We start from the raw sequence: 12,542 nt of genomic DNA on the forward strand, positions 1-12,542 counted from the left end.
CACACCCGTTCCCATCCCGAACACGGAAGTTAAGCTCTCCAGCGCCGATGGTAGTTGGGGCCAGCGCCCCTGCGAGAGTAGGTCGTCGCTAGGCGGACTTGGTTGTTAGAGAACTATTCATTAGTTCTCTAACTTTTTGTCCAAGTTTATTAGCGTTTTATGACGCCATTAAAATCCTCTCCCCCATAAAAGATAAAAGCGTTATGTTCAGCTCTCAGGGCCAGTAGAGCCTAAGAGAGCGAGGCGCTGAGTTAAAAGAAGTGGCTAATCTCTATGATGTGGAGATTAACCACTTCTTTTTCTGTATAGATGACACTGTCTTCATTCCCCTTTTTTGATCTCAATTTTTTTCTTTCGATTATCAGGGATCATTCGATGAAGGTGGATGAGCAATAAACCATGATGATATGTTGCTTCAATTCGATCTTCCTTGACGGCAAAAGGAAGAGGAATCGTTTTTTCCCATGTCCCTTGAAAAATCCCTTCTTCGATAAGTTCAAACCCCTTAAATTGTAAGTTAATGATTGCTTTGATTTCTAATGTTTTGTAATACGTATATAACTCGACATCCTCTATTTTTTCTAAACCAGGTAAACAAGCAACGATTAGGAGTTCGTTGTCTTTTTTGTATATATTAATGCCAGATGATTTTTTATTGGTGTTGGTTGGCAAAAACGGTTGGAAACTTCCCCAAAAATCTCCATCAAAGAAATGTTCCCATTGTTTTGTCCAGTCTGGGAACGGACCGAATGGGCTTGGTTTCATTTTATCCCTCCTCCACTACTATTTCATCATATGTTTGCAAGGCTGTTTTGTGAAGTAAACAAGAAAAAAACGAACATTTATTTATTTTTTAAGATAAATGTTCGATTTTATGTTGACATCTTTCAGAAAACATTGATAAGATAATGGTAACTTCATAATGTTCCCTCATATAATCTTGGGAATATGGCCCAAAAGTTTCTACCCAATAACCGTAAATTATTGGACTATGAGGGAAAGGATCGGAGCGGCTTTTTTCGTCTATAGTGGTCGAATTGTGCCCAGAACGGTGCTTTCCCTCAAAAAAAGGAACGCGTGTTCTGGGTTTTTATATGGCATAAAAGAGGTGAATACGGAGTGCAACCGCTTGTTGGAGTGATTATGGGAAGTCAGTCCGATTGGGAAACGATGAAATATGCCTGCGATATATTAGAAGAATTACAGATTCCTTTTGAAAAAAAGGTGGTTTCGGCTCACCGGACGCCTGATTACATGTTTGAATATGCGGAGACCGCTGAGGAAAGAGGCATCAAGGTGATTATTGCCGGTGCCGGAGGAGCAGCACATTTACCGGGAATGGTTGCGGCGAAGACGACGTTACCGGTCATTGGTGTGCCGGTGCAGTCGAAGTCACTGAATGGGTTAGATTCTCTTTTGTCCATTGTGCAAATGCCGGGGGGAGTGCCGGTAGCGACTGTGGCCATCGGTAAAGCGGGAGCGACGAATGCAGCGCTTTTAGCAGCGGCCATGCTTGGTATTCATGATCCTAAATACATGGAAGCCTTGAAAAAAAGAAGAGAACAAATTCGTCAAGAAGTGTTAGAAAGTAGTGATCGTCTTGAATAATCACCGAATCATTCCGGGGCAAACCGTCGGTATTATTGGCGGGGGACAGCTTGGGCGGATGATGGCAATTTCCGCAAAAGAGATGGGATTTCGTGTTGCTGTGCTTGACCCTGTTCCCAATTCTCCATGTGGTCAGGTAGCCGATATTGAAATTACGGCCGAATATAACGATGTAGAAGCGATTCGCCGATTAGCGAACGTGAGTGATGTGATTACGTACGAATTTGAAAATATTGATGTAGATGCATTGAATTGGCTTGTTGAGCATTCCTATGTACCTCAAGGTAGTGAATTATTAACCATTACACAAGATCGTGCGACAGAAAAAAAGGCAATTACGGACGCAGGGCTTCCGGTTGCACCTTATGTGGAAGTTCAATCAGCAGAAGAGCTGTTTGCAGGAATCGAAACCATCGGTATTCCTTGCGTGTTAAAAACGCGACGTGGTGGTTATGATGGCAAAGGACAATTCGTTATTCGCAGCAAGGAAGATAGTGAACAGGCGCTTTCCTTATTGCAAATGGGTCCTTGTGTCCTAGAAAGCTGGCTTTCCTTTGAAAAAGAGATTTCTGTCATTGTCACAAGAAACGGATTAGAGGAAATTGCCGTGTTTCCAGTTGCCGAGAACATTCATGTCGATAACATTTTGCACGAAACGATTGTTCCGGCAAGAATTCCAGCGCATGTAGCACAAAAAGCGATTGCATATGCAAGGGTTCTTGCTGATTATTTCGGTCTTATCGGTACATTGGCCGTGGAAATGTTTTTAACAAAAGAAGGGGATATTTATATTAATGAGCTTGCCCCTAGACCACACAACTCAGGTCATTATACAATTAATGCTTGTGCGACATCTCAATTTCAGCAACACATTCGTGCTGTTTGTAACTGGCCGTTAGGAAGTACGGAATTGCTGAAGCCTGCGGTGATGGTCAACATTTTAGGAGAACATGTTGAACCAGTGATTGAAAACATTGCCAAACTTGGCGAAGCGCATCTTCATCTTTATGGAAAAAAGGAAGTGAAATGGAAGCGGAAAATGGGTCACTTGACTGTGTTAGCTGAAAATGTAGATGTAGCGCTACAACATATTGATGAATTGCAAATTTGGAATGATCGGAGGCTACAACAAACATGATTGAACGTTACACAAGACCGGAAATGGGTGCGATTTGGACGGAAGAAAATCGCTTTAAAGCATGGCTTGAAGTGGAAATTTTAGCTTGTGAAGCATGGGCAGAACTTGGGGTGATTCCAAAAAAAGATGTCGAACTCATTCGCAAAAATGCTTCGTTTGACATTCAACGCATTAAAGAAATCGAAGAAGAAACTCGTCATGATGTCGTCGCATTTACACGCGCTGTTTCCGAAACATTAGGTGAGGAGCGGAAATGGGTGCATTATGGTTTAACGTCGACAGATGTAGTAGATACAGCGCTGTCTTATTTGTTAAAACAGGCAAATGAAATTTTGCTGCGCGATCTTGAAAACTTTATTCAAGTATTGAAAGAAAAAGCGCAAGAACATAAATATACCGTCATGATGGGGCGTACGCACGGCGTTCATGCTGAACCGACGACATTCGGCCTGAAAATGGCGCTTTGGTATGCGGAAATGCAGCGTAATTTAGAGCGCTTTAAACAGGCGGCAGAAACGGTGCGCGTCGGGAAAATTTCTGGGGCAGTTGGAACATACGCCAACATTGATCCGTTTGTTGAAAAATATGTGTGTGAAAAACTGGGCTTAGAGCCGGCACCAATTTCAACGCAAACATTACAGCGTGACCGTCATGCTCATTACATGGCAACATTGGCGTTAATCGCAACATCGATTGAGAAATTTGCTGTGGAAATTCGCGGTTTACAAAAAAGTGAAACGCGTGAAGTAGAGGAGTTTTTCGCTAAAGGGCAAAAAGGATCTTCAGCTATGCCACATAAGCGCAACCCAATCGGTTCAGAAAATATGACGGGAATGGCGCGCGTGATTCGCGGTTACATGTTGACCGCTTATGAGAACGTTCCGCTTTGGCATGAACGTGATATTTCTCACTCATCAGCTGAACGCATTATTTTACCAGATGCTACGATTGCCTTGAACTATATGCTTAATCGCTTTACGAGCATCGTTAAAAATTTAACGGTGTTCCCAGAAAATATGAAGCGCAATATGGATCGCACATTAGGGCTTATCTACTCACAACGTGTATTGCTAGCGCTGATTGATACAGGTATGACACGTGAGGAAGCGTACGACTTAGTTCAGCCAAAAGCGATGGAAGCATGGGAAAAACAAGTGCCGTTCCGTTCGTTGGTTGAAGCGGACGAAACGATTACAAGCCGCTTAACGAAAGAACAAATCGATGATTGTTTTGATTACCACTATCACTTAAAACATGTTGATACGATTTTTGAACGTTTAGGATTGTAATTACACATAGGTAAGGCTTTCCTTACCTATGTGGCAACAGAAATTTTCCTAATATTCTGTCTTAGGAGGCCTTTATGATGGTCAAAAAGTTAGGGTTACTTTATGAAGGAAAAGCGAAAAAAGTGTACATGACGGATGAAGAAAATATTCTTTGGATCGAATATAAAGACAGCGCGACAGCGTTTAATGGTGAAAAAAAGGCAACGATTGTTGGCAAAGGACGTTTAAATAATGAAATTACAAGTTTACTATTTTCTAAACTTCATCAAGCGGACGTTCGCAATCACTTTATTCAAAAGTTATCCGCAACCGAGCAACTCGTAAAAAAAGTAACGATTATTCCCCTTGAAGTCGTTGTCCGCAATTATGTCGCCGGGAGCCTTTCCAAACGGCTTGGTGTCTCCGAAGGAACAAGCCTAGAAAAGCCGCTTATTGAGTTTTACTACAAAAACGATGATCTCGGCGATCCTCTCTTGTTGGAAGACCACATTGCCATTTTAAAGCTGGCTACCTCAGAACAAATCGCTGTCTTGAAGGAATCAGCTTTAAAAGTCAATGAGATTCTTACCCAGCATTTTCAATCATGTAATGTGAGATTAGTTGATTTTAAGCTAGAGTTTGGTATGGACTCAGAAGGAACGATTTTATTGGCAGATGAAATTTCTCCTGATACTTGTCGCTTATGGGATATGGACACAAACGAAAAATTTGACAAAGATGTGTTTCGTCGAGATTTAGGAAGCTTGACGGATGCTTACGAGACGATTTTACAAAGATTAGGAGGCTCAGTGAAATGTACAAAGTAAAAGTATATGTCACATTGCGGGAAAATGTATTGGATCCACAAGGAAATGCGGTAAAGGGAGCGCTTCATAGTTTATCTTACAACGAAGTAAAGGATGTACGGATCGGAAAGTTTATGGAGCTTGTAATCGAAAAAAGTGAACGTGATATAGATGAACTCGTCCGAGAAATGTGTGAAAAACTGTTGGCGAATACAGTGATTGAAGACTACCGTTATGAAATTGAGGAGGTAGTGGCACAGTGAAATTCGCTGTTATTGTTTTCCCGGGCTCCAACTGCGATGTCGATATGTATCATGCGATTAAGGATGAGTTAGGTGAAGAAGTCGAGTACGTTTGGCATGACGCGGATGGTCTTGATGAATTTGATGGCATTTTACTTCCAGGTGGTTTTTCGTATGGCGACTACCTTCGTTCCGGAGCTATCGCTCGCTTTTCCAGTGTGATGAAGGCGATTCAAAAAGCGGCAGAGGAAGGGAAACCGATTTTAGGCGTGTGCAACGGATTTCAAATTTTGTTAGAGGCGGGGTTATTGCCGGGAGCGATGCGGCGCAATAACAGCTTAAAATTCATTTGTCGCCCTGTTTCATTGAGAGTCGAAAACAATGAAACGATGTTTACATCGGTATACAAACAAGGTGAAATTATTACCATTCCAATTGCTCATGGAGAAGGCAATTATTACTGTGATGAAGCAACATTACATCAACTGATCGAAAATCGCCAAATTGTGTTCCGCTATCATGGGGATAATCCAAATGGAAGTTTAGACAATATTGCAGGAATTATCAATGAAAAAGGGAATGTGCTTGGAATGATGCCGCATCCGGAGCGCGCTGTCGATCAGCTTCTTGGCAGCGCTGACGGGTTGAAAATGTTTCAATCAATCGTGAAATACTGGAGGGAAACACATGTCGTTACTGCTTGAGCCAAGCCCAACGATGATTAAAGAAGAAAAGTTGTATCGTGAGATGGGATTAACGGATGAAGAATTTGCGATGATTGAGAACATTCTCGGTCGCTTACCTAACTATACAGAAACTGGAATTTTTTCTGTCATGTGGTCTGAGCATTGCAGCTATAAAAATTCAAAGCCTGTGCTAAAAAAATTCCCAACGGAAGGAAAGCATGTACTGCAAGGTCCGGGAGAAGGAGCAGGCATTGTCGATATTGGTGATGGCTTGGCAGTTGCATTTAAAATTGAAAGCCATAACCATCCATCGGCGATTGAACCGTATCAAGGAGCGGCAACAGGTGTCGGGGGGATTATTCGCGATGTATTCTCCATGGGAGCTCGTCCAATTGCGCTGTTAAATTCTCTTCGCTTTGGTGAACTGACCTCTCCGCGCGTGAAATATTTATTTGAACATGTTGTTGCCGGTATTGCCGGATATGGCAACTGTGTCGGCATTCCGACCGTCGGCGGCGAGGTACAATTTGACCCTGCTTATGAAGGCAACCCGCTTGTCAACGCAATGTGTGTCGGTATTATTCGGCATGAAGACATTCAACGCGGAATCGCATCCGGCGTCGGAAATACGGTCATGTACGTCGGAGCAAAAACAGGTCGTGACGGCATTCACGGAGCGACATTTGCTTCCGAAGAATTAACGGAACAGTCCGAAGCAAAACGTCCAGCCGTTCAAGTGGGCGACCCGTTTATGGAAAAATTATTGCTTGAAGCATGCTTAGAAGTCATCAAATCGGATGCGTTAGTGGGTATGCAAGATATGGGGGCCGCAGGGTTAACAAGTTCAGCGGCTGAAATGGCGAGCAAAGCCGGTGTTGGCATTGAAATGAACCTTGATTTAGTCCCGCAGCGCGAAACAGGAATGACACCATATGAAATGATGTTGTCCGAATCACAGGAACGTATGTTGCTTGTTGTGAAGAAAGGCCGCGAACAAGAAATTTATGATTTATTTGCCAAATACGGGCTTGAAGCAAAAGACGTTGGTAAAGTCACCGGTGATAAAATGCTTCGCCTCTATTTCCGCGGTGAAGTGGCAGCGGAAATTCCGGTTGATGCACTGGCAAAGGACGCACCAGTCTATCATAAGCCATCAAAAGAGCCTGAGTATTACCGAAAGTTTCAAACGATGGCCTCTTATCTTCCGCAAGTAGATAACTACGAAGAAACATTGCTTTCGTTACTGGCACAACCGACTATTGCGAGCAAAGAATGGGTCTATGACCAATATGATTATATGGTACGAACCAATACGGTGGTTGCTCCAGGCTCTGATGCGGCTGTTGTTCGCATTCGCGGTACGAATAAAGCATTAGCGATAACAACTGATTGCAACTCCCGCTACATTTATTTAGATCCGGAAACAGGGGGTAAAATCGCGGTTGCAGAAGCAGCACGAAATGTTGTATGCTCCGGTGCGAAACCATTGGCAATTACCGATTGCTTGAATTTTGGCAACCCAGAAAAACCAGAAATTTTTTGGCAGCTCGAAAAAGCCGTTGACGGGATGAGTGAAGCATGTCGCATGCTAGATACGCCAGTGATCAGTGGGAACGTTTCACTGTATAACGAAACAAATGGGGAAGCTGTTTATCCAACTCCTGTTGTTGGCATGGTCGGATTAGTGGAAGATTTGCACCATATTACAACACAAGAGTTTAAACAAGCTGGCGACCTTATCTATGTAATGGGGGAAGCGAGACAGGAGTTTGGCGGTAGTGAATTACAAAAATTACTGGAAGGTCGCATTTTTGGCAAAGCTCCCGCTATCGATTTGAATACAGAAGCGAAACGTCAAAATGAATTACTGACAGCTATTCAAGAGGGCGTGATTTCTTCTGCCCATGATATCGCGGAAGGCGGCTTGGCTGTCGCTTTAGCGGAATGCCTTATGAACGCTGAGGATTTAGGTGCAAAAGTGGCCGTAAGTGGGGATATCGTGGCAGAATTATTTAGCGAAACGCAATCTCGCTTTATCGTTTCCGTGAAAAAAGAACAACAAGCGAAATTTGAACAATTGGTCGAAGCGAAGCTCATTGGTGAAGTGACAAACGATGGAACGCTTCTCATCGAAAATGAGCGTGGTGAGGCAATCGTCCATCTTCCGGTGGAAAAAATGAGAGGCGTGTGGAAAGGAGCTATTCCATGCTTGCTGAAATCAAAGGCTTAAACGAGGAGTGCGGCATTTTTGGCATTTGGGGACATGAGGAAGCGGCCCAAGTAACGTATTACGGGCTGCATAGCCTCCAACATCGCGGCCAAGAAGGGGCAGGGATTGTTGTTGCCCATCACGGAGCATTAAAAGGACATAAAGGATTAGGACTTGTGACGGAAGTGTTCAGCAACGGTGAACTTCAATCGTTATATGGAATGGCCGCAATTGGCCATGTCCGTTACTCGACGGCTGGGGGTGGGGGCTATGAAAACGTGCAGCCTCTTTTGTTTCGTTCGCAAAATGGTAGCCTTGCGCTAGCGCATAACGGTAATTTAGTGAACGCGACAGAGTTGAAGCTTCAGCTTGAGCAGCAAGGAAGTATTTTTCAAACGACATCCGATACGGAAGTATTGGCCCATCTCATTCGTCGCAGCCATGCTCCGACGTTAAAAGAACAAATAAAAGAAGCGCTCACGTATTTAGAGGGGGCATTTGCGTTTCTTTTGTTAACGGAAACGGAATTGTATATTGCTCTTGACCCATACGGTTTTCGGCCACTCTCGATTGGGAGGCTCGGCAATGCGTATGTCGTTGCTTCAGAGACGTGCGCTTTTGATGTCGTCGGCGCGACCTATGAGCGAGAAGTGGAGCCGGGGGAACTCATTATCATTAACTCGGAGGGAATTCATTCTGAGCGATTTGCACCAAAGAAAACGCGCTCGATTTGCAGCATGGAATACATTTACTTTGCTCGTCCTGACAGCAATGTTGACGGAATTAACATTCATACGGCTCGCAAAAATCTAGGAAAGCGGTTGGCGCTTGAAGCTCCAGTGGAAGCCGATATTGTTACAGGTGTTCCAGATTCGAGCATTTCGGTAGCGATCGGCTATGCAGAAGCGACGGGCATACCGTATGAGCTCGGTTTAATTAAAAATCGCTACGTCGGGCGCACATTTATTCAACCATCGCAATCGCTTCGCGAGCAAGGGGTGAAAATGAAACTTTCTCCTGTACGTGGAGTCGTAGCGGGGAAACGTGTTGTGATGGTCGATGATTCGATTGTTCGTGGCACGACGAGCAAGCGAATTGTCACGATGCTTCGTGAGGCAGGAGCAACAGAAGTGCACGTCCGCATTAGTTCACCGCCAATTACTCATCCTTGCTTTTACGGGATTGATACATCGACGAAGGAAGAACTCATTGCTGCGACCCGTACAGTGGAGGAAATTCGTAACATTATTGGAGCGGACTCGCTAGCCTTTTTAAGCCATGAAGGATTGTTAGAAGCGATTGGACGCCCAGACAATTCCCCATTGCGTGGACAATGCCTCGCTTGTTTTACAGGCGCCTATCCAACGAATACATGCCAAGAGCGAACGCAGCTCGTGATAAAACAGTAAAAGGAGGACTCAAGGTGGCAGAAGCATATAAACAAGCGGGTGTTGATATCGAAGCGGGCTACAAAGCTGTTTCGCTTATGAAAAAGCACGTACAAAAGACAGCTCGCCCAGAAGTACTTAGTGGTCTTGGCGGTTTTGGCGGCATGTTCGATTTATCCCGATTTGGGTATCAAGAGCCTGTTTTAATTTCAGGGACGGACGGGGTCGGAACGAAGCTGATGATTGCGTTTATGATGGATAAACATGATACGATTGGGATTGACTGTGTGGCAATGTGCGTAAACGACATCGTTGTACAAGGGGCGGAACCGCTATTTTTCCTTGACTATATCGCTTGTGGAAAAGCCGTTCCGGAAAAAATTGAGCAAATTGTCAAAGGGATTGCCGATGGATGTGTCCAAGCAGGTTGCGCGCTCATCGGCGGCGAAACAGCGGAAATGCCTGGAATGTATCAAGAAGACGAATATGATGTTGCTGGATTTGCAGTCGGGATTGCAGAAAAGACGAAATTAATTACCGGTGCAACGATTCAAGAAGGGGATGCACTAATTGGCCTTGCGTCAAACGGTATTCATAGCAACGGGTATTCCCTTGTTCGTAAAATTGTGTTTGAGAAGGCAAAGCTCAATCTTCACCAAACTTATGGTCGTTTAACTGTTCCGTTAGGGGAGGAACTACTCAAACCAACGCGCATTTATGTAAAACCATTACTAGCGGCTATGAAACAATTTGACATCAAAGGAATGGCTCATATTACCGGAGGCGGATTTATTGAAAATATTCCGCGCATGTTACCGGAAGGATTAAGCGCCGAAATCGATTACGGCTCATGGCCGATTCCACCGATTTTTGACTTGTTGCAAGAAAAAGGAGATCTTGCTCGTAAAGAAATGTTTAATATTTTTAATATGGGGATTGGCATGGTGTTAGCTGTCGATAGCAGGATGATTTATCCGCTCATTGCGCGATTAGAAGAGCTTGGTGAAAAAGCGTATCTAATTGGCCGTGTGAAACAAGGGGAAGGCGTGTCGCTTGCCGGAGGGAAAATGGAATGAAGAGGATTGCGATTTTTGCCTCAGGGAGCGGAACAAATTTTCAAGCGATTGTGGACGCTGCGAGAAAAGGAGATTTGCAAGCAAAGGTCTCGCTATTAGTGTGCGATCGCCCCGGCGCAAAAGTGATTGAACGGGCGAAGCAAGAACATATTCCCTCATTTGTGTTTCGTCCAAAAGACTATGCTTCGAAAGCCGATTTTGAGCAAGAGATTTTAACGCAATTAAAAGAAAAAGAAGTCGAGTTCATTGTTCTAGCTGGCTATATGCGGTTAATCGGTCCAACATTACTCGCTGCTTACGAAGGAAAAATCGTCAATATCCATCCTTCCCTTTTGCCTGCTTTTCCGGGAAAAGATGCCATCGTGCAGGCTTACCGGGCCGGTGTAAAGATAACGGGAGTAACGGTGCATTATGTTGACGAAGGTATGGATACAGGACCGATTATTGCACAGCGTGCGATTCCGATTCATGAAGGTGAATCGCTTGAACAACTCGAGACAAGAATTCACGAGTTAGAGCATCAGCTATATCCGAGCGTACTGAAAACATTACTTGAACATCGATAGAAAGGATCGAGAAACATGGCAGTAAAACGTGCATTACTCAGTGTGTCAAACAAAGAAGGAATTGTTCCTTTTGCCAAACAACTTGCTGAATTTGGTGTCGAAATCATTTCGACAGGCGGAACGAAGAAAGCATTAGAAGAAGCAGGAATTCCGGTAATTAGTATCTCCGATGTAACAGGATTTCCGGAAATTTTAGATGGACGCGTAAAGACGCTTCATCCGATGATTCATGGCGGATTGCTTGCGATTCGTGACAATGAACACCATCGTCAACAACTTGACGAGCATCATATTCAGCCGATTGATTTAGTCGTTGTCAATTTGTACCCGTTCCAACAAACGATTGCCAAGAGTGATGTGACGTTTGCGGAGGCGATTGAAAACATCGATATCGGCGGACCGACGATGCTTCGCGCCGCGGCGAAAAACCATCAATATGTTACGGTTGTTGTGGATCCAGCGGATTATGACACGGTGTTACAAGAGTTAAAAGAATATGGGACGGTTTCTCAAGAAACAAATTTGAAGCTGGCCGCGAAAGTGTTCCGTCATACTGCCGCTTATGATGCGATGATTGCGGAGTATTTAACAAATCTCGTTGGTGAAGAGCATCCGGAATCACTTACCGTTACATTTGAGAAAAAACAAGATTTACGCTACGGTGAAAATCCGCATCAAAAAGCAGCCTTCTATAAGAAGCCGTTAGGCTCCTCTTTCTCGATTGCGGCAGCAAAACAATTACATGGAAAAGAATTGTCATACAACAATATTAATGACGCGAATGCCGCATTACAAATCGTCAAAGAATTTACAGAGCCAGCCGCTGTTGCCGTGAAACATATGAATCCTTGCGGTGTCGGGGTCGGTGCGAATATTTACGAGGCGTTTACAAGAGCGTACGAAGCGGACCCAACGTCGATTTTTGGCGGCATTATTGCCCTCAACCGAGAAGTAGACAAAGACACAGCCTTAAAAATGCACGAAATCTTTTTAGAAATTGTGATTGCTCCATCATTCAGCAAGGAGGCTCTCGAAATTTTAACACAAAAGAAAAATATCCGCTTGTTGACGGTTGATTTTGCAGCAGCCAATAAGAAAGAGCGATTCCTTGTTTCTGTACAAGGCGGTTTGTTAGTTCAAGAACAAGACAGATATACGCTTGATGACGCTCAGATAAAAGTTGTGACAAAGCGTGAACCAACCGAAAAAGAATGGGAAGACTTGAAACTCGCTTGGAAAGTCGTTAAGCATGTGAAATCGAACGCAATTGTGTTGGCGAAAGACGGGATGACGATCGGTGTCGGCGCCGGCCAAATGAACCGTGTGGGCGCGGCGAAAATTGCGGTTGAACAGGCAGGAGAGAAAGCTCAAGGTGCGGCGTTAGCGTCCGATGCATTTTTCCCAATGGATGATACGGTAGAAGCGGCAGCGAAAGCAGGCATTACGGCGATTATTCAACCGGGTGGCTCGATTCGCGATGCAGACTCGATTAAAAAAGCGGATGAATACGGAATCGCCATGGTCTTTACCGGCATCCGTCACTTTAAACATTAAA

The 12,542-nt window shown here is 44.2% G+C and carries 12 protein-coding genes, 1 rRNA gene and 1 riboswitch; of the genes, 12 read left to right on the forward strand and 1 reads right to left on the reverse strand.

Going from position 1 to position 12,542, the window contains the following annotated elements:
* Positions 1–94, forward strand: a 5S ribosomal RNA gene (gene rrf, locus HNR31_RS17625); the annotation flags it as partial.
* Between the two features lie 227 nt (positions 95–321).
* On the opposite strand, the gene HNR31_RS17630 is transcribed toward rrf, so the two are convergent.
* Entirely contained in the window at positions 322–765 is a 444-nt protein-coding gene (locus tag HNR31_RS17630) for an Hsp20/alpha crystallin family protein (RefSeq protein ID WP_181557491.1), read from the reverse strand.
* A 145-nt stretch (positions 766–910) separates the two neighbouring features.
* A riboswitch (purine riboswitch) is annotated at positions 911–1,012 on the forward strand.
* A gap of 107 nt (positions 1,013–1,119) precedes the next feature.
* Here HNR31_RS17630 and purE point away from each other — a divergent pair.
* The 11 genes from purE to purH all read left to right on the forward strand — a co-directional run bounded on the left by purE (position 1,120) and on the right by purH (position 12,541).
* A complete protein-coding gene (gene purE, locus HNR31_RS17635) occupies positions 1,120–1,608 on the forward strand; it encodes a 5-(carboxyamino)imidazole ribonucleotide mutase (RefSeq protein WP_181557492.1) in 489 nt (162 codons plus the stop codon).
* Complete coding sequence (gene purK, locus HNR31_RS17640) at positions 1,592–2,746, forward strand: 5-(carboxyamino)imidazole ribonucleotide synthase (RefSeq protein WP_374058328.1); 1,155 nt, start codon at positions 1,592–1,594, stop codon at positions 2,744–2,746. The genes purE and purK overlap by 17 nt, the downstream gene beginning before the upstream one ends.
* Positions 2,743–4,035: an adenylosuccinate lyase gene (gene purB, locus HNR31_RS17645; protein WP_181557494.1), complete on the forward strand. Its 1,293-nt coding sequence runs from the start codon at positions 2,743–2,745 to the stop codon at positions 4,033–4,035. Before purK ends, purB begins: the two co-directional genes overlap by 4 nt.
* 77 nt (positions 4,036–4,112) lie before the next feature.
* Positions 4,113–4,841, forward strand: coding sequence for a phosphoribosylaminoimidazolesuccinocarboxamide synthase (purC, locus tag HNR31_RS17650; protein WP_181557495.1), 729 nt, complete (start codon positions 4,113–4,115; stop codon positions 4,839–4,841).
* A complete protein-coding gene (gene purS / locus HNR31_RS17655) occupies positions 4,829–5,083 on the forward strand; it encodes a phosphoribosylformylglycinamidine synthase subunit PurS (RefSeq protein WP_181557496.1) in 255 nt (84 codons plus the stop codon). The genes purC and purS overlap by 13 nt, the downstream gene beginning before the upstream one ends.
* Positions 5,080–5,766, forward strand: coding sequence for a phosphoribosylformylglycinamidine synthase subunit PurQ (gene purQ / locus HNR31_RS17660; protein WP_181557497.1), 687 nt, complete (start codon positions 5,080–5,082; stop codon positions 5,764–5,766). The genes purS and purQ overlap by 4 nt, the downstream gene beginning before the upstream one ends.
* A complete protein-coding gene (gene purL / locus HNR31_RS17665; protein ID WP_181557498.1) occupies positions 5,750–7,978 on the forward strand; it encodes a phosphoribosylformylglycinamidine synthase subunit PurL in 2,229 nt (742 codons plus the stop codon). The genes purQ and purL overlap by 17 nt, the downstream gene beginning before the upstream one ends.
* Positions 7,954–9,366: an amidophosphoribosyltransferase gene (gene purF / locus HNR31_RS17670; RefSeq protein WP_181557499.1), complete on the forward strand. Its 1,413-nt coding sequence runs from the start codon at positions 7,954–7,956 to the stop codon at positions 9,364–9,366. The genes purL and purF overlap by 25 nt, the downstream gene beginning before the upstream one ends.
* Before the next feature lie 14 nt (positions 9,367–9,380).
* Positions 9,381–10,421 carry a phosphoribosylformylglycinamidine cyclo-ligase gene (purM, locus tag HNR31_RS17675; protein WP_181557500.1) on the forward strand — a complete coding sequence of 347 codons (1,041 nt, stop codon included), beginning with the start codon at positions 9,381–9,383 and terminating at the stop codon, positions 10,419–10,421.
* Positions 10,418–10,987: a phosphoribosylglycinamide formyltransferase gene (purN, locus tag HNR31_RS17680; protein ID WP_181557501.1), complete on the forward strand. Its 570-nt coding sequence runs from the start codon at positions 10,418–10,420 to the stop codon at positions 10,985–10,987. Before purM ends, purN begins: the two co-directional genes overlap by 4 nt.
* A 15-nt stretch (positions 10,988–11,002) precedes the next feature.
* Positions 11,003–12,541, forward strand: coding sequence for a bifunctional phosphoribosylaminoimidazolecarboxamide formyltransferase/IMP cyclohydrolase (gene purH / locus HNR31_RS17685; protein ID WP_181557502.1), 1,539 nt, complete (start codon positions 11,003–11,005; stop codon positions 12,539–12,541).
* Position 12,542: the final 1 nt, after the last annotated feature.

It is taken from the genome of Thermaerobacillus caldiproteolyticus (genome assembly GCF_013761245.1).
GTDB classification, from domain to species: domain Bacteria; phylum Bacillota; class Bacilli; order Bacillales; family Anoxybacillaceae; genus Thermaerobacillus; species Thermaerobacillus caldiproteolyticus.